This is a genomic window from Streptomyces sp. NBC_01190 (assembly GCF_045039895.1).
Classification (GTDB): domain Bacteria; phylum Actinomycetota; class Actinomycetes; order Streptomycetales; family Streptomycetaceae; genus Actinacidiphila.
Genome location: NZ_CP108580.1, coordinates 3885814 through 3908611, shown reverse-complemented (window position 1 = coordinate 3908611; position 22798 = coordinate 3885814). Strand labels below are relative to the sequence as shown.

Sequence of the window (22798 nt, the reverse complement as noted above, 5' to 3'; positions counted from 1 at the left end):
AGCGTGCCAACGCCCCGGGAAACCGTGGACACCGGCGGGGGCGCCCGGAGGAGGCCGGAGCGTTGCGCCCTGGGACAACGACCGTGCGCGCGCTGCCAACGACATCGTCCGCGGTCTCCGACAAGCTGGCAGGTGGACGTGCACCGAGGCCGGGAAGGTCCAGGACCCACGCCTCGCCGTCGGCGGCCGGACCGGTGCCAAGGCCTGGCCCAGCCGCCGTTCGTGACACACCGCGAAGACGCGAAGAGGAATCGAGGTATCCGCTCCATGCCGCACCCGCACAAGCCGGTCGCGTACGACTTCGCGGCAGCCGCCGACATCATCTGGGCCTTGGGATATCTGAGCGAAAAGCTGCACGACCTCAACCGGAAGCGGCGGGAACTCGGTGGATCGGACCTCGACTGCCCTGACCATCCCGCGGTTTCCGTGCCCTGGCGCGGCAACAACAGGGACGAGTTCGACGCCAAAGTCGGTCGTGAGCATGCCGAGCTCACCCATCTGGCCGATGAAGCGCGCCGGCTCCAGACACTGGTGCAGGCGGCGACCGATTCCGCTCAGCGCGCACATTCCGGAAGTCGATGAGGGGACACGCATGAGGGCACACAAAGCGGGTGAGGCATCGGCGACACCGGGCAAACTGTTCGACTATTCGGACCGGACCACGCAGGCGACCGGCGAACTCGCCGCGTGGGTCCGCGGAACGCTCCGGGAGTACATCACCGCGTACCAGGCGGGCGCGGTCGACTTCGGCAACGACATCCGCGGTATCAGCGGGAGCCACCGCGGTGGAGACACGATCGGCATCGAGGTCGACTCCCTGCTCACCCGGGTGTACGCGACCGATCGAAGCGTCAGGCACACCGGACACGCCTTCGCCGCGGCAGGTGGCGGGTCGGCGCGCGGCGACCTCGGCATCGCGCGGCCGACGACCGGGCCCGTGAAGACCACCGACGCGGCCCTCCTGGCTCAGGAGCACTCCGACGACATGGCGGCTGGCGCTCGCCTGGCGGCCGGCCTTCCCGGAATCGACGGCGACGACCCGATGTCCCGGCTCACCGCCGAACTGGCCGAGCACGGCCACGACCCCTACTTCGCCGCGGGATTCTTCAACGCCCTCACCCCGGCTCAGTTGAAGACGCTGCTCCCGATCGATGAGAAGACCATCCCGCCACTGGTGAGCGCCTACCGGAGCGGTGCGCTGGACCAGAGCGTCACCGATACGCTCATCCACAAGATCGTGTCCCGCATTCCCAAGAGCGTGCACGCGGTGGATTTCCTGAGCGACCTGGCCGCCGATCCGGTGGCTTCGGCGCACTTCGCGGACGCTCTCGACTCGGCGCAGATCTTCGGCATGCTGGCCCCCAGCCGAGCCCCCGAGGGCCTGCCGGTCGCGCTGATCAAGGTGCTCACCAGCGCGACCAGGCACGCCGAGGATCCTGAGCAGATCACATCATGGGTGAGCAAGCTCTCTTCGGCCCTGCTGACGATCCCGGATCCGAGATCCGGCGGTGCGCCGACCTTGAAGCTCCACTACACCGAAGCCCAACTCAAGGCGATCACGCCGCATCTCATGGCCTTCGCACGTGCCTGTCAGGTCCATCTGCTGGTGCCTCCGCCGAAAGCCGACGCCGATCCTGAGAAGTACGGCGACGCGTTGACGCGATGGGCCGACGCCAGCGGACAGAACATGGTGCCGCTCCGCATGCTCGGCACGTGGATCGAACTGGACTACCAGGATCTGGCGCAACGCGAACAGGACGTCGCGGGAACACGTTTCGGGCTGATCACCTCACTCGTGGCCGACGGCCTGTTCATGCTCCCCGAGCTGGCGGCGGTCGGGGAGGTGAGCGAGATGCTGATCCAGGCGGGTCTGGGTGTCGCCACGAACGACCTTCAGCCGATCGTCGCGAGCATGTGGACCGAAGACGGCGTGGGCGAACTCGACAAGGAGCTCGCGGGCGAGATCAACCACGACATCAGGGCCGGGCGGCTTCCGCCTGACGAGGCCATGAACGAGGTGCTGAAACGCAGGGCGAACGTGCTCTTCGCGCTGCGAGCGGTCGCGTCGGGCACGCTCGTGGCCGATGACGGCAAAACCCTCCAGGTGGGGGATCTCCGGGGCCCAGGAGGTATGGCGGAGCTGGCCAAGCTGCTGAACAAGCCGGGCTGGGCCCGCGCGCAGCGCGTGAAGGCCGACCGGGGGAGGAGCCTCGAAGAACTCCTCAAGCTTCTCGACGGCCCCATGCCGTGAGCCCGTCGCCCGAGATCCGAAGGACGTCCGCCAAGCGCCGCGAGGACGTCGGACGCATCCATCAGGGCCGGGAGGGTGGTGGGGCGTGGCGCGCAGCGTCAACGGGTCTGCGCTGGACGTCAACGACAGGCCGGATACGGCGGCGGAGGATGTCCGTGACGGCAGTGGCCTGGGAAAGGACCGGAAATGGCGACCGTTAAATCGACCGACCTGGCGCATCAGGAAGCGGCGAAAATGCTCAGCCTGATCACCAATCAGCTTCCCGGACTCATCCAGCAGCTCAACAGCCACGGCCAGACGCTGAGCGACCCCAGCCACTGGGACGGCCCGCTGGCCCAGAAGTTCAGGGGTGAGGTGTGGCCGCAGGCCAAGGGCGACCTGGACAAGATGAAGGCGTCGCTCGAACACCTTCAGCAGCAGGTCCAGAAGATCCTCACCAACATCTCGCAGGCGGGCGGCGCGTAACGGCCGGATAGAAGCCGCGCAGAGGACGGACGAGGACCGAGGACGCCGCATGCCCGAGACGAACCCCGCCTCCGCTGACGACGCGCGTGCCGACGCCCATGCCAACGCTCAAGCCGCCGCCGGCCGGCCGGACGGGGGCGAGCTGGACGCGGCCGACCTGGCGCTTCTGGGGGCAGGCCCGCTGCGCGGGTCCGACCCCTCCCGCATCGGCCCCTACCGGGTGCTCGCCCGGCTGGGCGGCGGGGGCATGGGCCGGCTGTACCTCGGCAGGGACGCCGAGACCGAAGGGACGTACGCGGCCGGGTCGCTCGTCGCGGTCAAGGTGATCCGTTCGGAGTACGCCGAGGACGAGCGGTTCCGCCGCCGCTTCGAGCGCGAGGTGGCCGCCGTCCGCCGGGTGCACGGGACGTACACCGCCGAACTGCTCGGCTCCGGTTACGACGATGACGAGCTGCTGTGGATGGCGACCGCCTACGTACCCGGGCTCAGTCTGGCCGACGCGGTCGTACGGTGCGGGCCGCTGCCCGCGGCCGTCGGGTGGCGGCTGGCGTACGAGATCGGCCAGGCGCTCACCGCGATCGCCGCCGTGGGCATCGTCCACCGCGACCTGAAGCCGTCCAACGTCCTGCTGGGGCCGGACGGCGCGCGGGTCATCGACTTCGGGGTGGCGCACACCGCCGACGCCAGTTCGCTCACCATGACCGGTCAGCACCTGGGCACCCCGGCCTTCATGTCCCCGGAACAGGCGGACGGCCGAAAGGTCGGCACGGCGTCCGACGTGTTCTCCCTCGGCTCGCTGCTCGCCGTGGCGGTCGCGGGCTCGGCCCCCTTCGGTGAGGGCACCACCGGCGATGTCATCCACCGGATCATCTACGCGCCGCCGAGCGAGGAGGTGCTCGCCGAGGTCGCCCGGCGCGATCCCGAACTCGCCGCACTGGTCGGCCGCTGTCTGGACAAGGACCCGGAGCGGCGCCCCGGCCCGCAGGACGTGGTCGAAGCCGCGCGGGACCACGCCGCCGGCGCCGAGTGGCCGGGCATGGTCGCCGGGACGGTGACGGCGCGGGCGGGCTGGAGCGGTACGGCGCCGGTGGTGCGGCCCATGGACCAGCAGACGATCCTGCGGCGCACCAAACCCGAGGACCGGCAAGCGGGGGCGGCCCGCCGGCGCCGATGGCCGCTGGCCGTGGGCGCGGCGGCCGCGCTGGCGCTCGCCGGGACGGCCGTCGCGCTGGCGGCCTCCGGTGGCGCCCCGCACCAGGAGGCCGCGCCTCCGCCCACCGGAGCGCACTCCGCCGCGCCCGCCACGACGTCACCGCACGCCACGCCCACCTCACGTACCACGCCGCCTTCGTCGCCGCCGCGCGCCCGCAACCCGGCCGCCGTCGTGACGGTCACGGTCGTACCCCCGGCCGGGAACGCGCCGGCCGGCGACGGGACGCTCCCGGCCCGGCCGCGGCCGACGCGCGTAGCCCCGCCGGCCGCACCGCACACCACCTCCGCCGCGGCGCCGCGACCCGCTCCGTCGGCCGCGCGGACCACCACCCCGGCCCCGGCCTGGAAGTCCTGCGCGTACTACTCCGGCACGACCCTCACGGTCTACGGCCAGCAGAACTCCCGCGTGAAGGAGGTCCAGTGCGTGCTCAAGGCCCGCGGGTACAACATCGGCCCCAGCGGCGTGGACGGGATCTTCGGTGCCGACACGCTGACCGAGGTCAAGAAGTTCCAGGGCAAGCACCACCTCAAGGTCGACGGCGAGGTGGGCGCCAACACCTGGGCCGCGCTGCGGTCGTGAGCCGCGTATCGCGTCACCCCGGCCTCACCCCGATGTCACCCCCGTGGCCGCTGCCCGCGATACGTGCCGGGCGTGACCCCGTACGCCGACTTGAAGGTGCGGTTGAAGACGGCGGGGTCGCCGAAGCCCCAGCGTCTCGCGATCTCGCACGCGCTGCGCCGCGTCTGGGCCGGATCGGCCAGGTCCGCCCGGCAGTGTTCCAGGCGGCGTTCGCGCAGGAAGGCGCCGACGGTGCGCCCGTCGCGCTGGAAGAGGTGGTGCAGGTAGCGCAGCGAGATGTGACTGGCGGCGGCGATGCGGGTCGGGGACAGGCCGGGGTCGGGCAGGTGGTGTTCGATGTACGCCTTGATGTCGCGCAGCAGCAGGTCGGTGCCCGAGGGGGCGGGGTACGGGGCCGGTACGGACGCGGCGTCGGCCGCGCCTTCGAGCTTGACCGCCCCTTCCACCTCGGCCTCCCCTTGGGCCCCGACCTCCCGTTCGACGTGGGGGAGGGCGGTCCGGGGGAGGGCGGTTTCGTCGGCGAGGAAAGCCGTCAGGAGGTTGACCGCGGCGCTGCCCAGCCAGGCGGTGTGGCGGGCCTCGGCGGACGGGGCGTGTGCGGCGAGTCCGTGGAGGAGGGCCGCCAGGAGCGCGGCAGGCCCCGACCCGGTCGGTGCCGGACGTCCGGACATGGCGCGAAGCACCTCGGCGGGCAACGGCAAGGCGGCGCCGGGCACATGGAGGACCAGCGCTCGGACCGGGGAGCCGGCCGTGTCGGCGCGGAGCCACAAGCGGGCGGAGGGCTCCCACAGGATCAAGCTGCCGGGCTTCAGCCGGACGCGTGGCCGGCCGCGGCCGAGGAGGAGCGGCCCGTCGCTCGCGAAGACCAGGTGCCAGGTGGGCGAGTGGCTGCCCGCCGGGCGGCCCGCGCCCGCCGCCTTGATCTCCGCCTTGATCTCCACCGCGGCCGGTGGCGCGGGCGTGTCCAGCAGCGAGAGCCGGACCGGCCCGAGCGCGACGGGTTGTGGGGCCGTCGGCGCGGCCGTACCGGTCCAGGCCCAGGCTCCGAGCGGAGCATCGCCGGTCAGCAGGGTCGCCACCGCCGGAACTGCCAAGGCCTGCGGGGCTCGCGGACGGTCGGCGGCGTACGGCGGCCCGACCCGCGCGCCGGGCCTGCCGACCGCGGGTGGCCGGTGGCGCCGGTCGGCGATGGCCGATGGAGCGTTCGCGTTCTCGTGCCCGCCCGAGCCGGACGAGGTGTCATGTGCCGTCATGTTCGGTTTCCCCCGCGGTGCGTGAAGTGCCGTGCGCACCTGCGGCGCCGCCACCGGCGGCCGCGCGGAAGCCCGTGCCGTGGCCGGGTGTTCGCGGGGCAGCGGCGTTGTCTGTACCGTCTGTACCGTCCGTACCGTCTGAAACGCCCGAACTGCCCGTACCGCCGCCCGGTCCCCTCCGGCAGGGCGGCGGTACGGCGGCCGGGGCCGTCGCGCAGGTGCCGACCCCGAGTCTGGGACGGGCGGGCGTGGGGCGGCCAGCGCTGCCCGCCAGGTGCCGCAATCTCGGGACGTCCACCCATCTGACCTGCGAGAACACCCCGCCGCCGGGTCACGGAACGGGACACCTGTGAGATAGTGGCCGCGCGGGAGAAGGGGGGCGCCGTCGTGGCACGCTGGCAGCCGCTGGGGAGCGACCTGCCGGCCGAAGTGGTCCGGCTGGTACGGGAGCTGCGCCAGTGCGTGGACCGGCACGGGCTGACCACGGCGACCGTCGCGAGCAAGACCGCTTACAGCCGGAGTTCCTGGCTGCGCTACCTCAACGGCCGCAGGCTGCCGCCCTGGCAGGCGGTCGAGGGTCTGGGCCGGCTGACGCAGGCCGAGGCCGAGCACCTTCGCGTGCTGTGGGAGTCGGCCGTCCACGCCTGGACGGGGGAGAACCCGACCGGTGACGCCGGCCTTCGCCCGGCGAGACATGACCGGAACCCGGAAGCTCGGGTCCCGCGTACGCCCGCCGCGCCGGGTGCGCCCGGCCGTTCGCACGCGTCCGCCGCTCCGGATGCGCCTGACGCCTCGCAGGTGACCGCCGCGTCCAACGCGCGAACCACGCCGGGCCGTTCGCACGCGTCCAACGCGCCGACTACGCCCGGCCGTTCGCACGCGCCCGTCGTGCCGGGTGCGCCTGACGCCTCGCACGCGAGCGCCGCGCCCAACGCGCCGACCACGCCCGGCCGTTCGCACGCGACCGACGCGACCGACGCGACCGACGCGACCGACGCACCGACCACGCCCAATGTCCCTGCCGGCCGGGGCACTTCGGCGGCCGGCTCCGTACCGGCGGCCCGAGCGCCCTCGCCGAGCCGCCGCCTCGGCACCCGCCCCCGCCCCCGCCCCCGCGCCGGCCTGCCGTTGGCCGCCGCCGCGGTCTGTTCGCTGCTGGCCGCCCTCCTGCTCGCCCAGCCGTGGCACACCGGGACGAAGGCCGCCCGCCCGCCGGCCGGCGCCCCCTCCGGAGCACCGGCGTGGCCGTGGCCGTTGCTGAGCGCGGCGGGCCGGGCGGAGGCCGGCTGCCAGTTGGCCGGCTGCCGGGGTCTGGACCCGTACCGCGAGCGGTGCGATCGCGACCGCGTCGTCGTCCACCGGCTGCGCGCGTACGACCATGTCCTGACCCTTCAGTACAGCCCGGCCTGCCGGGCCAGTTGGGCGGAGGTCGAGACTCCGGCCGGGGCCGCCGGGTTGCGGGTCACCACGACCGGCGGCGACCAGCAGGCGGCCGTCGCGGGCGGCGCGTACACCGCGATGGTGGGCAGCGGGCCGGACGCGGCGCGCGCCACGGTCGTCGTCGACGGCCGTCAACTGGGCGTGGCGCGGTACGACAGTTGGATCGACGCCGTCAGCGGCAGTCCGTGAGGGTGACGGAGTCCGTACGCAGCGGGTGGAACCGGCCGGCGTCGTAGACCTCGTAGGCGCCGCCCGGGGCCGGGCGCAGCGGAAGACCGTAGCGTTCGCCCTGGTAGACCAGCCAGCCGCCCGCCGGGACGATGCGCGCCGCCGCCGCACCCCAGGTGGCCGGCCCGACGATGCCGTCCGGGATCAGGTGGTGGTTGCTCTGCCAGACGCGGGTGGTGGCGGCGGTCGTCTCGTCGTACGCGCAGGTGACGGCGGAGGGCGCGGAGTAACCGTCGGCCCACAGCACGCTCTGCCACAGGCCGACCAGGTCGCTCGGCCGGCTGACGCCGACGACGAGCTGCGGCTCGGTGGGCAGTCCGCCGGCGACGACCACGCGGTCACCCGGGTCGCCGGACCGACGGTCCGCCGGGGCACCGGCCCCCGCGCACACCGCCGCAAGAAGCAGTACGCACAGTGCGGCGCGCGCCGCGGTCTCTCCGCCCATGGCACCGTCATCATGCCAACTGAGCCGTCTGCGCGCGACGTTGTACGAAAGCACTGCTGAGGTTCGGCCGGTGGTGGATACAGTGTGGACACACGAGGGATCCGTACGGAACGCACTGGGGCACCGGAGGGCGTGCGTGAGCGAGTCAAAGCCGCTACCCGACGGTCTGGCCTCCGACATCCGGCACCTGGTCGTCGAGCTGCGGGTGTTGAAGGAGCGCGGCGGACTCAGCCTGGCCGCACTGGCGGTGCGCACCCCGTACAGCAAGTCCTCCTGGGAACGCTATCTCAACGCCAAGGCCCTGCCGCCGCTGCACGCGGTGGCCTCGCTGGGCAAGCTGGCCGACGCCGACCCGGGCCGGCTGGCGGCGCTGTGGGAACTGGCGAACGCGGCGTGGCACGACCGCGAGGCCCGGGAGAGCGGGGCGGGCCGGGAGGTCGGGGCGGCCGGAGAGGCCGATGAGCTGGCGCCCGAGGCATCCGCTCCGGGGCCCGGGCCGGAGCCGGTGGCCACGGCGGGGACGGGAGAGCCGGAGTACCCGGAGCAGCCGGAGCAGCCGGAGCGGTCGGAGTACCCGGAGCAGCCGGAGCTGATCGCCGGTCGTGGCTTCAGCCGGCGGACGCTGGTCTGGGCGGCGGTCGTGCTGGCCGTCGCCGCGGCGTTGTCGGCCTTCCTGACCGGCGCGTTCAGCCCGCACGCGGCCGTCGGCGCCGACCGGGTCGCCACACCGGGTCCGGACACGCCGACCAGGCAGCTCGACGTCAACTGCTTCGCGGACAGTTGCGACGGCAAGAACCCGGGTCCGGCGGGCTGCGGCGGCGACGCGTGGACATCCGCCCTGCGGCGGGTCGACGGGGTCTACCTGGAGCTGCGCTACAGCGACGCCTGCAAGGCCGCCTGGGCCCGCATCAGTTGGGGACGCCCCGGCGACATCGCCCGGGTCGTCGCCACGGGAGGCCGGAGCCACCAGGACAAGGTCCACTACGACACCGACATCTACAGCCCCATGGTCGCCGCCCCCAGCCCTTCGGCGGCCAAGGCCTGCTTCCAGCTCACCTCCGGCCTCCGCGCCTGCACTCTCCCGGGCGGCACCGAACACCTCACCGAGGCCCCCAACCCACCGATCCCTCCCTCGGCCCGGCCCGCGACCACCCCCGCCAAATGAGCACCTGCCCGCCGCCGCGCCCCCGCCCGGAGGTGATCCGAGGGGACCTCACCTACGCGATGCGCGGATGCGCCGCCACTCCGCCGGCAGCGTGCCGCCCACCGACCGCGAGCCCCATCCGGGGCTGACCCCGAGAACCAGGCATCGGGCACGCACGGCGACCCGGGCCGGGCCTCTTTCGGGCGGCCTCCATGTGCTGCGGCCCGGCAACAGGCCGCGCCCGGCCGCTTCCCCGTGAAGGGGGCGCGGTCGGGCGCGGGTCGGGCGGGCAGGCCCCGGAGTAACCCGAGGTCAACCCGGGATCAGCCGAGGAGGTTGTACTGCTGCCAGCCCGTACCGATCTTGATGGCGGTGCCGAAAGCGGCCGAGGTGGTCTTTCCGGTGCCGTCGAAGAGGTAGAGCGTGCCGGCGGGGGTGCGCGCGAGCAGGTCCGCGCGGCCGTCGCCGGAGATGTCGCCGGTCGAGATGATGGAGTTGTAGCCGGTCCAGGCCTTCTCGATCAGCAGCCGGGTGCCGAAGGGCGCGGACGCCTTGCCGGTGCCGGGGGTCAGGTAGATGTTGCCGGTCTTGGCGTCACGGGCGTAGATGTCGGCCTTGCCGTCGTTGGAGAAGTCGCCGTGCGCGGTGACCAGGTTGTACTGCTGCCAGCCGGTGGCGACCAGGGTGGCGCCGCCGATGGTGCCGTTGCCCTTGCCGGGGTAGAGGTAGACGCGGCCGCTGGAGTCCTCGGAGATCACGTCGGGCAGGCCGTCACCGGTCAGGTCGCCGGGGACCAGGATCGCCCGGCGGGTCTTCCAGTTGGTGCCGATCAGCGTGCCCTTGTACGTGGCGTTGGTCGCCGTGCGCCGCACCGAGTAGACGTTGCCGGTGCTGGTGTTGCGGACCACGTAGTCCTGGTAGCCGTCCCGGTCCAGGTCGGCCTGGACCACCACGTTGTCCGCCTTGACGTTGTACGGCGCGGTGACGCGGGACTTGAAGCCGCTGCCGGTCGAGCCGTAGGCGTACGTGGCGCCGGCCGAGGTGCGGACCAGCAGGTCGGCCTTGCCGTCCCGGGAGATGTCCGTGTCGTCGACGCGCGGCTGGATGGCCGCGCCGTAGGTCGACACGTTGGTGAACACGTCGTACGTACCCGAGACGTTGCAGTCCTGCGACTGCGTGGAGACACCCCAGGAGACGATGCCGAGGATCTTCCCGCCGGCCACCAGGGGCCCGCCGGAGTCCCCTGAGCAGGTGGACTTGCCGGTGGTGTCGTCACCCGTGCCGGGCTGGCCCGCGCACATCATGTGCCCGCTGACGAAGGAGTTGGGGCCGAGGACCGAGTCGAGCTCGGTCTTGCAGGTGGCGTCGGCGTTCACCGGCAGGGTGAGCTGCTGGAGGGTGTCGGCCAGGTTGGGGCTGTCCGGCGTGGAGTCGGTGACGCCCCAACCGTAGACGGTGGCCTGGGTGTTCGGCGCGTAGAGCGCGGTGTCGGTGTTCTTCGCCGTGGTCAGCGTCTTGTACGGCAGCGGCTGGGCGAGCGTGAGCACCGCCATGTCGTTGTCGATCGTCGTCGGGTTGAACGAGGAGTAGTGCCAGACCCGGCTGACGGTCGCGACGGTGCCGGCGGGGTTCGAACCGCCGCCGCCGACCAGCTTGTTGGTGCCGCCGAGGACCAGGCCCTGGTGGACCCAGTCGAGCGCGGTGCCGTCCTCGTTCTCGACGCAATGCGCCGCGGTGAGCACCTTGTTGGGCGCGACGAGGGTGCCGCCGCAGGTGAAGTAGTAGTTGTCGTCGTTGTCCCAGGCGAAGAGGAGCTGCACCATCCAGGGTGCGGCGCTCGCCGCGGCCGGGGTGCCGCCGACGATCTGCGGTTTGATGGCGTGGCCTGACCCACCGGGTGTGGTGGTGTATCCCTTCGGTGGCAGCAGGTGGCGGGTGGTGGTCCCGGTGGCCTGTCCGTCGGCGTGGGCGGTGACCGTGAGGCCGGTGCCGAGCAGCGCGGCGGCCGCCACCGAGGCGGTCAGCAGCCGGCGTACGAGCGGCAGACGCCGCGATCCCCCATTGTGGTGCGTGAAAAGCACGCGGAACTCCTGAGAGTGGAAATGTGTGCGCGGACGGCCGCGAAGGCGCGGCGGCGGCACGGATGTTGGGCCGCAGGAGCGTCCCCCCTACCTGCGGCTGGCAGATCATATGACAGACGTAGGAATGCCGCCTGTCCTTTCCGCGGACGATGGGCAAAGTTCCGATAAAGCGCCACGTCGTGCGGTCGGCCGCCGGTCGCCTGGCTCGATATTTTTTATCGACGGCGGCCGGCCCAACGCTGCTGCGATCGAGTGGCGGGTCGGCCGGTCCGGCGGCCGAGGGGAATCACAGTTTGTCCACACCCTGTGGACAAACTTTCGCCGGGTTGCCGCAGCGCGCTGTACGGCAGAAGGGTGGGTGGCGGCGTGTCTGCGCCGCCCCGGCCACGCCCTCATCGTTGACTCGCAGAATGCGCCATAAAAATACGGTTATCGGATATTTCCGCTCCGGCCTCTCCGGGACGCTCACCCTGACCTGCCTGGTCCTCACGGCGGCCACCGCGACCGCGGCGGGACCCCTCCCGTCGAGCCGCACCACGCACCCCGCGCCCCCCGGACCCGCGCACCGCGCCCTCGCCGCCCGCATCTACCACGGCGACGGGTTCGACACCTGTCAGGCCCCCGACCTCAGCACGATGGACGCCTGGCTGGCCCATTCCAGCTACCGGGCCATCGGCGTCTACTTCGGCGGCCGGGCCCGCGCCTGCTCGTCCCAGACCAATCTGACGGCCGACTGGGTCCGCCGGACCAGCGCGTCCGGCTGGAGCCTGCTGCCCATCTTCGTCGGCTCGCAGAGCCCCTGCGTCAGCGGCGCCAACAAGAACCCGTACCGCATCGACACCAAGCACCCCGACGCCCAGGGCGCCGCCGAAGGGGCGGACGCGATCGCGGCCGCGCGGGCCATCGGGCTCGACCCGGGCAGCGCGCTCTACCTGGACATGGAGACGTACGACATCAGGGACACCGCCTGCACCACCGCCACCTTGAAGTTCATCCAGGGGTGGGACCGGCAGGTGGCCGCCGGCGGCTATCTCTCCGGCTTCTACAGCAGCGCCGACTCCGGGGCGCAGCACATGGAGAACGCGCGGCTGGCCGGCGCCGCCGATCTGCCGGACGCCCTCTGGTACGCCCGCTGGGGCGTCGCCGCCGATCTGACCACCGAGCCGAGCCTGGCGCCCGGCGCGTGGACGCCGGACGCCCGGATCCACCAGTACGTCGGCAGCGCCACCGAGACGCACGGCGGCAAGCGGCTGAACATCGACCGGGACGCGATCGACGCGCCGGTCGCGGTGGTGGGCTGACGGCGCCCGGTCCCCGGGTCATCCCTTCCGGGTCCCCGCCCCCCGGCTCCGACCTCGGAAGGTGGGGACACCCCCCGGCCTACGACCTGAGAGTGATTCCCGGTCGGCACCTGCGGCCGATCCGCGGCGGCCCGTCCGCTCCTAGCGTTGAGCCATGACCACGCCTGTGTGCACCAGCGCCAATACGACACAGTTCACGGCCTACGTCCGCACCAAGGGCCCGACGCTGCTGCGCACCGCGCGCGCCCTCACCCCCAACCCCGCCGACGCCGAGGACCTGCTCCAGACGGCGCTGACCAAGACGTATCTGGCCTGGGACCGGATCGACGACCACCGGGCCGTCGACGGCTACGTCCGCAGGACCCTGGTCAACACCCGCACCTCGCAGTGGCGCAAGCGCAAGGTCGACGAATTCAGCACCGACGAACTGCCCGAGCGCCCCGGCACCGGGCCCGACCCGGCCGAGCAGCAGGCGCAGCGCGACGCCCTGCTGCGCGCCATAGTCCGGCTCCCGCCGCGCCAGCGCGCGATGGTGGTGCTGCGCTACTACGAGGACCTGAGCGAGGTGCAGACCGCGGAGCTGCTCGGGGTGTCGGTGGGCACCGTGAAGAGCGCGGTGTCGCGGGCGCTCGGCAAGCTGCGGGACGACCCGGAGCTGGAGCCGCTGCGCGAGAGCGGCGCCGGACCGGCGGGCGGGGAGCGGGAGTTGACCGCGCCGGCGGCAGCCTGACGGGAACGTGCCGTACCAGGTAGTGACGTACCGCTTGGTATGCCAGCACAATCACGGGAAACGACCTCGTCGACGTCGCCGGAGGCCCGTGTGCTGAGCACCATGCAGGACGTTCCGCTGACCGTCACCCGCATCCTGACCCACGGGACGCTCGTGCACGGCAGATCCACGGTCACCACCTGGACCGGGGAGGACGAACCCCAGCGCCGCACCTTCCGGGAGGTCGGCGAGCGGGCGATCCGGCTGGCCGGCGCGCTGCGCGACGAACTCGGCATCGAGCGCGGCGATCGCGTGGGCACCCTCATGTGGAACAACGCCGAGCACCTGGAGGCGTATCTCGCCATCCCCGCCATGGGCGCCGTGCTGCACACCCTCAATCTGCGGCTCCCCGCCGACCAGTTGGTCTGGATCGTCAACCACGCCTCGGACCGGGTGATCCTCGTCAACGGCAGCCTGCTGCCGCTGCTCGCCCCGCTGCTGCCCCGACTGGGCTCGGTGGAGCACCTGGTGGTCGTCGGTCCCGGCGACCTCTCCCTGCTCGACGGCGCGCTGCCCACCGTGCACGGGTACGAGACGCTGCTCGACGGGCGGCCGACCACGTACGACTGGCCGGAGCTCGACGAACGCGAGGCCGCGGCCATGTGCTACACCTCCGGCACCACCGGCGACCCCAAGGGCGTCGTCTTCTCGCACCGTTCGGTCTATCTGCACTCGCTCCAGGTCAACTCGACCGAGTCCATGGGCCTCACCTCGCACGACATCTCGCTGCCGGTCGTCCCGATGTTCCATGTCAACGCCTGGGGGGTGCCGCACGCCGCGTTCATGTCGGGCATCAACCTGCTGATGCCGGACCGCTTCCTCCACCCCGGGCCGCTCGCCGAGATGATAGAGAGCGAACGGCCCACCCACGCCGCCGCGGTGCCCACCATATGGCAGGCCCTGCTCGCCGAACTGACCGCGAAGCCACGGGACATCACCTCGCTGAAGCGGGTCACCATCGGCGGCTCGGCGTGCCCGCCCGCGCTGATGAAGGCGTTCGACGAGCAGTTGGGCGTACGGCTCTGCCACGTCTGGGGCATGACCGAGACGTCGCCGCTCGGCACGGTGGCCCAGCCGCCCGCCGGGCTGAGCGCCGAGGAGGAGTGGGCGTACCGGATCACGCAGGGGCGCTTCCCGGCCTCCGTCGAGGCCCGGCTGATCGGTCCTGACGGCTCTGTGATGCCGTGGGACGGCGCGTCGGCCGGTGAACTGGAGGTGCGCGGGCCGTGGATCGCCGCCGCGTACTACGGCGGCCCGGGGGCGGAACCGCTGCGCCCTGCGGACAAGTTCAGCCCCGACGGCTGGCTGCGTACCGGTGATGTCGGGGTCATCTCGGACGACGGGTACCTCACGCTCACCGACCGGGCGAAGGACGTCATCAAGTCGGGTGGCGAGTGGATTTCGTCGGTCGACCTGGAGAACCACTTGATGGCCCACCCGGACGTGATGGAGGCGGCGGTGGTCGCCGTCCCCGACGAGCGGTGGGGGGAGCGCCCGCTCGCGACCGTGGTGCTGCGCGCGGGCGCCACCGCGGACTACCCGGCGCTGCGGGACTTCCTGGCGGGGCGGATCGCCCGCTGGCAGGTGCCGGAACGGTGGGCGGTGGTGGCGTCGGTGCCGAAGACGAGCGTGGGGAAGTTCGACAAGAAGGTGATCCGTAAGTCGTACGCGGCGGGCGAGCTTGAGGTGACCCTGCTCTAGCGGGGCGGCGTGCGGGCCCGGCGGATCGGCCGGGGCCGGCCCGGGTCGGCCACGTCCGCCCGGCGGCTCCCACGGCGGGTGCGGCCGGTCGGCGTGCCCGTCCGGCGGGCGGGGTCGGTGCGGGCCGGGTGCCGTTCCGGGGCCGACCCGCGGCGGGGGAGACGGGTCAGGTGCCGATCTTGCCCAGCAGGTCCACGATCCGCGACTGCACATCCATACTGGTCGACCGCTCCGCCAGGAACAGCACCGTCTCGCCCGAGGCCAGCCGGGGCAGCTCCGCCGGGTCGATGTCGGCCGAGGTGTAGACGACCAGCGGCGTGCTGTTGAGCCGGGAGTTGCCGCGCAGCCAGTCCACGATGCCCTGCCGGCGGCGCCGGATCAGCATCAGGTCCATCACCACCAGGTTCGGGTGGACCTGCGCCGCCTTCGTCATCGCGTCGGACTCGGAGTCGGCGTGCGTGACCTGCATGCCGCGCCGCTCCAGCGTCGCGGCGAAAGCCTGCGCTATCGGTTCGTGGCTCTCCACCAGCAGCACGCGCGGCGGGTGCTGCTCGCTGTCGCGCGGGGCGAGGGCCTTGAGCAGTACGGCCGGGTCGGCGCCGTACGCGGCCTCGCGGGTGGCCTGGCCGAGGCCGGCGGTCACCAGGACGGGGACGTCGGCGGCGGCCGCGGCCTGCCGGAGCGACTGCAAGGCGGTACGGGTGATCGGGCCGGTCAGCGGGTCCACGAAGAGCGCGGCGGGCGGCTCCGCGACCTGGGCGTCCACCTCTTCGCGCGATCGTACGATCACCGGACGGTAGCCACGGTCGGTGAGCGCCTGGCGGGTCGACACGTCCGGCTCCGGCCACACCAGGAGGCGGCGCGGCTCGTCGAGCGGCTCCTCCAGGCGATCGTCGGCCACATCGGTGACGTCCACCGCGCCGTTGGGGCCGTCCAGCGGCTCCGGGCCCTCGTCGGCGCCCTCGGCCGGGGCGCCTATCGCGTACGAGCGGCCGCCCGGCTCGGGGAACCGCGGCGCGGGGCGCGGCTGGGGCTGGGCCTGGCGGGCGTCCTGAATCTGGGGCTGCGGCAGGTGCTGAGGCTGTGGCTGGGGTTGCTGCGGGTGGAGCTGCGGCTGGGGCTGGGCCGGGGGGTTGAGCGGGGGGTTGAACTGGGGCTGCGGCTGGGGTTCCGGCTTCTGCGCCGGTACCTGGCCGCTGTCCGGATCGGCCTGCGGGTGCTGGCGGGCCTGGGCCTCGCCGCCCGGGGCCGGCAGCCGGCTCGGCACCTGCGGCAGGATCGGGCTCTGCATGGACGGCGGTTGGGGCTGCGACTGCGGGGGGCTCGGCGGCGCGGCCTCGGCGCTGCCCTGGTCCGTGCCTTCGGCGCCGTTCTGTGGGGCCTGCGGGGCCTGCGGGGCGTTCTGCGCGGGCGGGGCGAGGCGGCGGCGCCGGCCGGAACCGCCGGCCGCGACCTGAGCCGGCAGCCCCTGCGGGCTCTGGGCCTGTACCGCCTGGGTCGGGGTCTGCTCGCCGGTGAAGGGCACGCCCTGGCCGAGGGTGCGAACGCTTATGGCACGGCCGTGGCTCTGGTGCGAGGGGTCCTGGGGACGCGCCCCGTTCACCGGGGCACCGGGGGAGGGCCAGGACGACTGGGCGGGCAGCGCGGGCCGCCCCGGCGACTGCTCCGGGGTGAGGGAACCGGGGGCCGGCCAGGTGGTGGGCGCGGCGACTTCCGCGGCGGCCGGGGGTTGCGGCTGCGGCTGGGGTTGGGGCTGCGGCTGGGGTTGGGGCTGCGGCTGGGGCGCCTGCGGCGGTACGGGAACGGGTGCGTCCTCCGCCGCGACGGGTTCCAGGGCGCGGCGGGCCCGGCGGCCGGTGGATTCGGGGTGGGTGGGGCCACCCGGGCCGGTGGGTCCGTTGGGACCGGAGGGGCCAGGCGGGCCGACGGGGCCGGACGGGCCGGAAGGGGCGGAAGGCGGGGCCGGTTGCGGGGCGTGCTGCGCGGCGGGGAGGGCGGGTTGGCCCCCTCCGCCGGGATCGCCCGGGGCACCCGTACGGTCGGGCTGGACCCCGCCGGGGCCGCGGTGACCGCCTTGACCCGGACCGCCCTGACCGCCCTGACCGAACGGTTCGGCGGGCTGGACCCCGCCGGGGCCGCCAGGGCCGCGGTGGCTGCCTTGACCCGGGGCGCCCTGACCGAACGGTTCGCCGGGCGCGCCGGGCTGACCGCCGGGCCCGCCGGTCGGGATCCCGCCCGGGCTGACCGCACCGAGCCGGCCGCCGGACCGGTCGTCCGCCCGCCCCGGAACCCCGTGCTGCGCGGCCGGGTTGAGCTGTGCGGGCAGGTGAAGCGGCTGGCCGCCGAGGCCCTGCCCCTGCTGCCCGTCCGGATCACCCTGCTGGGGGCCGGAGCCGGGCCCGGAGCCGAGCTGACCGACCGGCTCACCGCGCCGGTCCACCGCGTTCGGCTGCCGCCCGGCCCGCTCGCCGCCGCGCCCGCTCACCTCAAGCTGCCCGCCGGATCGGCCGCCACGGCCGCCCAGTTCGAGCTCGGCGCCGGGCTGACCCTGCTGATCCTGCTGACCAGATTGACCCTGCCGGCCGGGCTGACCAGGCTGAAGCTGCCGGCCCGGCTGCATCTGCCGGTCCGTTCGGCCCCCCGGGCCGAACCGCTCCCCCGCTTCCTGCTCCGCCCGCCCCGCCGCGGCGTCCCCGCCGCGCTCCTCGCGCTCGTCGCGTCCCTCCGCCCGTACCCGCCGCGCCCTGCGGCCGGTCGGCGGGACGTTCTCGGCCGGCGCCGCGTCCCCCGGGGGGTTCGCCTCCTCCTCCGGCCGCCGCAGCGCCCGGCGCCGCCCCGTCGGGGCCTCGCTCTGGTCCGCCGCCGCCGGGATCGCCCAGGGAGCGAGCACCGTCCCGGTGTCGTCCGCCGTCGACCGCTGCTGGTCCGCCGCGGCCGAGGACGTACCCGGGCCCGACGACCCGGCCGGATCCGTACCGTCCGAGCCGCCGGACCCGCCGGAGTGCTGCGCGCCGTCGCGCCCGCCCCGCCGCGTACCGTCCGAGCCGCCGAGGCCCCCGGAGCCTTCCTGGCCCCCGGAGCCCTCCGCGTCCTCGTCGGCCGCCTTCGACCCGCCGGTCGGACCCGTACCCGGCCCGACCGGCACCTCCAGCACGTACGCGCTGCCCTGCCCCGGCACCTCGTGCGTCTGGAGCACGCCGCCGTGCCGTTCCACGATCCCCCGGGCCAGCGGCAGATGCACCGGATCGCCGCCCGCGCTCGGTCCGCGTACGTCGATCCGTACGACATCGCCGCGCTGCGCCGCCGCGACCACGATGGTGGAGTCGCCGCTGTACGCGACGGCGTTGCCCGCCGCGTCCACGCCGGCCACGTCGGCGATGAGGTGGGCCAGCGCCTGGGCCATCCGGGGTCCGTCCACCGACGCCTGGATCGGCGGCGCGTGCACCGCGTACTGCGCCCGGCCGGGACCGATCAGCTCCACCGCGCCGTCCACGGCCGCGCCGATCACCTCGTCGAGGCCGGCCGGCGCCCGGTTGATCTTGTCCTCGCCGCGGTCGAGCCGCTGGAAGTCGAGCACGTTGTCGATGAGCGTGGTGATCCGCGCGTAGCCGGCGGCGAGGTGGTGCAGGATCTGGTTGGCCTCGGGCCAGAGCTGCCCGGCGGGGTCGGCCGCCAGCCCGGTCAGCTCACCCCGCAGCTCCGCCAGCGGCCCGCGCAGCGACGTGTCGAGCAGCGCGCGGAGCTGGAGCGTGCGCGCCGCCAGCGCGTCGTACTGCGACCGGTCGGTGAAGGTCATCACCGCGCCGACCAGCTGCTCGCCGTCCCGTACCGGCGCCGTCGTCAGGTCCACCGGCACGGCCTTGCCGTCCTTGCGCCACAGCACCTGGCCGCGGACCCGGTGCTTGCGGCCCGAGCGCAGCGTGTCGGCGAGCGGGGTCTCCTCGTACGCGAGCGGCGAGCCGTCCGGCCGCGAGTGGTGCACCAGCGGGTGCAGCTCCTTGCCGCCCAGGTCGGTGGCCCGGTGCCCGAGGATCTGCGCGGCCGACGGGTTGACGAGCACGATCTTGCCCGCGGTGTCCACGCCCACCACGCCCTCGGCCGCGGCGCGCAGGATCATCTCGGTCTGCCGCTGCTGCCGGGCGAGTTCGGCCTCGGTGTCGACGGTCCCGGAGAGGTCGCGCACCACCAGCATCAGCAGTTCGTCGCCGGTGAAGTGCGGGATGCCGTCGCCGTAGTCCGCGTACGGCGTACGGCCGTCCTCCAGGTTGGCGCTGGTCACCTGGACCGGGAACTCGGTGCCGTCGGTGCGGCGGGCGGTCATCCGGGTCGGCTTGGTCCGGGTGTCCTCCTCCGCCTCGCGCGGGCTGCGCATCGAGCCCGGGATGCGCTTGGGGTCGAAGGACGGCAGCAGGTCGAGCAGACCCCGCCCCACCAGCGCCGTACCCGGCGTCTCGAACGTCTCCAGCGCGATCGCGTTGGCGTTGACCACGGTGCCGTTGGCGTTGACCAGAAGCAGCGCGTCAGGAAGGGCGTCGAGTATCGAGGCGAGGCGAGCAGCGCCTCGGGATGGCCTGCTGCTCACGGACGCGTCCTCCTTGTTACCGCATGTGTTGCCGCGCTGCCCTGCGCTCCCGGGCGGCCCCCCGCGCGTCCTGCATCACGCGTCGCGGTCGGCTGTCGTCACGGGCGGCCCATCTTGCCGCCACCCCCGGGACATGTCACTAGACCGAGTGTACGGGTCGGGCCTCCCCCCGTGGCCTCGGATCGCCATGTGCGGCCGGGTGTTTGGGAGTTGGGGGACGTCGGAGGGTTGTACGGGGTGGGTGTGGTGTACGTCACGGGTGGGGGATTCTGCTGGTGGGTTGCGGTTGGCGGTGGGCTCTTGGTCGTTGGCGGTCGGCGGTCGGCCGTCGGCGGTCAGTGGTTGCGGTCCCGGCGTGTCAGCCGAGGAGTTGCCGGGGCGGGAGGCTGCTCTCCGGGCTCGGCAGCGCCGGGACCATCCGGGACCAGCGGGCGACCTCGCAGCCGTTCGTCCTGCGGTACCGCTCGCTCACCTCCCGCCCGGCCCACACCCCCGTGAGCTGGGCGGTCTGCGCCCCGCCGAAGATCATCGAGCAGGCCTGCCCGGACGGTACGGGGCCGACCGGACCGCCGATCTCGCGCAGCCGCAGGCACCCTTCGCTGTCCCAGCCGCGCCCGCAGACGAGTCCGTACGTCCGGGTGTGGCCCTGCCCGTCGTCGTACGTCACCACCAGGTGCCCGGCGGTGGCCGTCCTGGGCAGGCCGGTGCCGTGCGCGGGGGTCTGCGTGAGGCCGATGGCGACCAGCCCGAGAAGGAGGGCGCCGAGGGCGGTGGAGCGGGGGGAGGGGGGTGGCGGGAGCAGGCGGGTGACCGACCGGCCGCTTTTTCCTGGCGGGCGGCCGGGGGTGGTGGGGGCGGTCGGGACCGGGCGGCCGGGGAGGTTCGGCGGGGCCTGCCGGGCGGTGGTGGGGGCCGGCGGGTGCGGGTGGCCGGGGAGGCTTGGGGTGGCCGGGAGCAGTCGGCCGAGGAGGGTGCGGGCGAGGGACCGGCGGACGAACGACGTCCCGGGCCCGGTACTGAGGGGCACGCGAGCGGAAGAGTTGGCGTAGGACATACCCCCTCACTACCGCCCAACCCCCCGCACCCCCGGCACTCACCCTTCCGTGGGCGCGCCCAGCTCCGAACGGCCCCGAACCCCGCCACTGCGACCCTCGCCACCCCCGAACCCCTTTGCCCTGCCCAGCTCGCGCCTTGTACCGTAGTCTGCGATTGGTCGCGGCCCTCCAGGCTGTGCCATGATTTCCCCCACGCGCCCACGCTCCACCTGGGCACGTAACCAGGAGGCGTCGCCTAGTCCGGTCTATGGCGCCGCACTGCTAATGCGGTTTGGGCTTTACCGTCCATCGAGGGTTCAAATCCCTCCGCCTCCGCCATCTGACCAGGGAGTCCCCGCCCCACCGGCGCGGACTCCCTGCGTCGTTCCCCGCCTCACCGGCGCGGCTCTCTGCACCATCTCCCGCCCGCCTGGCGCGCACTCTCTGAGCCGTCTCCCGCCCCACCGGCGTGCACTCTCTGAGTCGTCTCAACCCCGCCCCGCACCCCGCACCCACCCGCACGGCCCCTGCCTCCCTGGCCGCCCCCTCCCCACCCTTATGGATTTCACCTCCCGCGCGACCTCATGTAATGTTGTCCACGCGAAGCCGACCGGCCCAAACCGCCGCGAAGCACCCTCGCACTCGTAGCTCAACGGATAGAGCATCTGACTACGGATCAGAAGGTTGCAGGTTCGAATCCTGCCGAGTGCACACAGCTCAAAGGCCCCCCGGACAATGTCCGGGGGGCCTTTGACATCACCGGCTGACATCAACGCAGTCTGGGAGCTTCCGTCAGGCGGCGGTTTCCGGCCCCGTGTCGTCGGTCTCGGCTTCATCCGGGTCGTCCACCCCGAGAGCGTCATCCATGCGGTCGGCGGCAGCTCGCAGAGTCGTCTGCATCACGTGCGCGTAGGTGTCCAGGGTCATGGTGATGGTGCTGTGCCCGAGCGTCTCCATGATGGTCCGGGCGTCGACCCCCTGCGCGAGCAGCAGCGAGGCACAGGTGTGCCGGAGGTCGTGCACGCGGACCCGGCGAACCTTGGCGTCCCGGCACAGGAGGGTGAGCATCCGGTTCAGGCTGCGCGGATCGGTCGCTCTGCCGGTGGCGGTGGTGAACACCAGGCCGCTCGGCTGAGCCGCAACCGGCTTCCACTTCGGGCCGGCCACCTTCCGTTCCCGCTCCTGAACCTCGCGGTGCTCGTTGAGCGCCTGGACACACCGCTTGGGGAGGGAGATGGTGCGGAGCGAACGGGCTGTTTTCGGGGTGCCGAAGATCAGCTCTCGCTTGATCCGCTGGAGGTTCCGCCGTACCCGAAGTTGGCCGTTCGTGAGGTCGATGTCCGACCAGGTGAGGCCCAGGACTTCACCGCGCCGCAGCCCTGTGGAGACCAGCAGCAGCCACAGGGCGTAGAGCCTGTGCGCACGGGCGGTCTTGAGCAGCATCCGGGCTTCCGCAGCGTCCAACGGGCGGACCTCCTGACGTTCGACGGTGGGGGTTTCCACGATTCGGGCGACGTTGCGCGCGATCAGTTCTTCCCGGACCGCCTGTTGCAGCGCGGACCGCAACACGGCGTGTACGTACTGGACGGTCCGGGCGGACGGCCGGCGCTCGCAGCAGCGGCCCACCGCGCAGCAGTGCCGTTCTTCCTGTGGGCGCGCTTTATCCACCCCGCGCAGACAGCACAGGCAGCCGTCCTTGAACTGCGCGAGAAAAAGCCGGATGTCGGCGGGTGAAAGGCGGTTGAGTTTTTTCTTTGCCAGCGCCGGGCGGATGTAGAGGCGGGTCAGACCCTCGTAACTGTTGAGCGTTGCCGGCTTGAGCCGGGTGGGCGCGATGGTGGCCAGCCAGTAGGTCAGGTACTCACCGAACGCCATGGCGGAAGTCGCGGCGGGGATGCCCTGCCGGGTCTTCTCCTGGATCTCAGTCAGCTTGCCGGCCACTTCTTCGCGTGTCCGGCCGTAGACGAACTTCCGTACCCGAGTGCCGTCGGGACGAAAGACGTACGCGGCAGCGTGGTACCTGCCGTCTGAGCGTTTCGTGATGGTGCCTTCACCGTTGGCGCGGCGCTTGGCCATCAGTCGTTCTCCTCGGTTCGGTGCTGCATGTAGGCGGCCAAGGCGCTTTCGGCGACCCGGCGGGAGCGGCCGACGGTGAAGCTGGGGAGTTCGCGGGCGCGGAAGAGGTCGTAGACCTTGCTCCGACTGATGCGGAGTGCGGTCATGACTTCGGGGACGGTCAGGGCTTGCGGTGGGGCGGTGGTCACCGTGTCCTCCTGGTCCGGACGTGGACCGTGCCCCGCAGCGGTTGGAGC

General features: G+C 73.0%; 16 protein-coding genes and 2 tRNA genes. 11 read left to right on the top strand and 7 right to left on the bottom strand.

What is annotated here, in order from left to right:
- Positions 1–267: 267 nt before the first annotated feature.
- The 4 genes from OG519_RS16235 to OG519_RS16220 all read left to right on the top strand — a co-directional run bounded on the left by OG519_RS16235 (position 268) and on the right by OG519_RS16220 (position 4508).
- Complete coding sequence (locus tag OG519_RS16235; protein WP_405583882.1) at positions 268–582, top strand: hypothetical protein; 315 nt, start codon at positions 268–270, stop codon at positions 580–582.
- Entirely contained in the window at positions 506–2251 is a 1746-nt protein-coding gene (locus OG519_RS16230; protein WP_405583880.1) for a hypothetical protein, read from the top strand. The genes OG519_RS16235 and OG519_RS16230 overlap by 77 nt, the downstream gene beginning before the upstream one ends.
- 186 nt (positions 2252–2437) lie before the next feature.
- Positions 2438–2716 (top strand): hypothetical protein, encoded by a 279-nt coding sequence (locus OG519_RS16225; RefSeq protein WP_405583878.1) that lies wholly within the window; start codon positions 2438–2440, stop codon positions 2714–2716.
- A gap of 49 nt (positions 2717–2765) precedes the next feature.
- Positions 2766–4508, top strand: a complete 1743-nt coding sequence (locus OG519_RS16220) for a protein kinase domain-containing protein (RefSeq protein ID WP_405583876.1) — start codon at positions 2766–2768, stop codon at positions 4506–4508.
- A gap of 35 nt (positions 4509–4543) precedes the next feature.
- Here OG519_RS16220 and OG519_RS16215 read toward each other — a convergent pair whose 3' ends face one another.
- Positions 4544–5761 carry a helix-turn-helix transcriptional regulator gene (locus OG519_RS16215; protein ID WP_405583874.1) on the bottom strand — a complete coding sequence of 406 codons (1218 nt, stop codon included), beginning with the start codon at positions 5759–5761 and terminating at the stop codon, positions 4544–4546.
- Between the two features lie 387 nt (positions 5762–6148).
- On the opposite strand from OG519_RS16215, the gene OG519_RS16210 reads away from it, so the two are divergent.
- Positions 6149–7390, top strand: a complete 1242-nt coding sequence (locus tag OG519_RS16210) for a DUF2690 domain-containing protein (RefSeq protein ID WP_405583872.1) — start codon at positions 6149–6151, stop codon at positions 7388–7390.
- Here OG519_RS16210 and OG519_RS16205 read toward each other — a convergent pair.
- Positions 7374–7874 carry a peptidoglycan-binding protein gene (locus tag OG519_RS16205; RefSeq protein WP_405583870.1) on the bottom strand — a complete coding sequence of 167 codons (501 nt, stop codon included), beginning with the start codon at positions 7872–7874 and terminating at the stop codon, positions 7374–7376. The two genes, OG519_RS16210 and OG519_RS16205, sit on opposite strands and share 17 nt — an antisense overlap.
- Before the next feature lie 136 nt (positions 7875–8010).
- On the opposite strand from OG519_RS16205, the gene OG519_RS16200 reads away from it, so the two are divergent.
- Entirely contained in the window at positions 8011–9039 is a 1029-nt protein-coding gene (locus tag OG519_RS16200; protein WP_405583868.1) for a DUF2690 domain-containing protein, read from the top strand.
- Positions 9040–9341: 302 nt separating this feature from the next.
- On the opposite strand, the gene OG519_RS16195 is transcribed toward OG519_RS16200, so the two are convergent.
- The gene (locus tag OG519_RS16195; RefSeq protein ID WP_405583866.1) at positions 9342–11099 is read right to left on the bottom strand and encodes a trypsin-like serine protease; all 1758 of its coding nucleotides are present in this window, start codon (positions 11097–11099) and stop codon (positions 9342–9344) included.
- 410 nt (positions 11100–11509) lie between these two features.
- On the opposite strand from OG519_RS16195, the gene OG519_RS16190 reads away from it, so the two are divergent.
- The 3 genes from OG519_RS16190 (at position 11510) to OG519_RS16180 (ending at position 14870) form a co-directional block, all read left to right on the top strand.
- A complete protein-coding gene (locus tag OG519_RS16190; protein WP_405583864.1) occupies positions 11510–12400 on the top strand; it encodes a DUF1906 domain-containing protein in 891 nt (296 codons plus the stop codon).
- Positions 12401–12554: 154 nt separating this feature from the next.
- Positions 12555–13130 (top strand): SigE family RNA polymerase sigma factor, encoded by a 576-nt coding sequence (locus OG519_RS16185; protein WP_405583862.1) that lies wholly within the window; start codon positions 12555–12557, stop codon positions 13128–13130.
- A gap of 90 nt (positions 13131–13220) precedes the next feature.
- Positions 13221–14870 (top strand): long-chain fatty acid--CoA ligase, encoded by a 1650-nt coding sequence (locus OG519_RS16180; protein WP_405583860.1) that lies wholly within the window; start codon positions 13221–13223, stop codon positions 14868–14870.
- Positions 14871–15036: 166 nt separating this feature from the next.
- Here OG519_RS16180 and OG519_RS16175 read toward each other — a convergent pair whose 3' ends face one another.
- On the bottom strand, positions 15037–19452 hold the full coding sequence (locus tag OG519_RS16175) for a PAS domain-containing protein (protein ID WP_405583858.1): 4416 nt from the start codon (positions 19450–19452) through the stop codon (positions 15037–15039).
- 358 nt (positions 19453–19810) lie between these two features.
- On the bottom strand, positions 19811–20479 hold the full coding sequence (locus OG519_RS16170) for a hypothetical protein (RefSeq protein WP_405583856.1): 669 nt from the start codon (positions 20477–20479) through the stop codon (positions 19811–19813).
- Between the two features lie 252 nt (positions 20480–20731).
- Between OG519_RS16170 and OG519_RS16165 the strand changes: the two genes are divergently transcribed.
- Together OG519_RS16165 and OG519_RS16160 are read left to right on the top strand one after the other, a co-directional pair.
- Positions 20732–20825, top strand: a tRNA-Ser gene (locus tag OG519_RS16165).
- A 299-nt stretch (positions 20826–21124) separates the two neighbouring features.
- Positions 21125–21197: transfer RNA gene (locus tag OG519_RS16160), tRNA-Arg, on the top strand.
- 81 nt (positions 21198–21278) lie between these two features.
- On the opposite strand, the gene OG519_RS16155 is transcribed toward OG519_RS16160, so the two are convergent.
- Positions 21279–22562: a tyrosine-type recombinase/integrase gene (locus OG519_RS16155; protein ID WP_405583854.1), complete on the bottom strand. Its 1284-nt coding sequence runs from the start codon at positions 22560–22562 to the stop codon at positions 21279–21281.
- Positions 22562–22750 carry a helix-turn-helix domain-containing protein gene (locus OG519_RS16150; RefSeq protein ID WP_405583852.1) on the bottom strand — a complete coding sequence of 63 codons (189 nt, stop codon included), beginning with the start codon at positions 22748–22750 and terminating at the stop codon, positions 22562–22564. The genes OG519_RS16155 and OG519_RS16150 overlap by 1 nt, the downstream gene beginning before the upstream one ends.
- Positions 22751–22798: the final 48 nt, after the last annotated feature.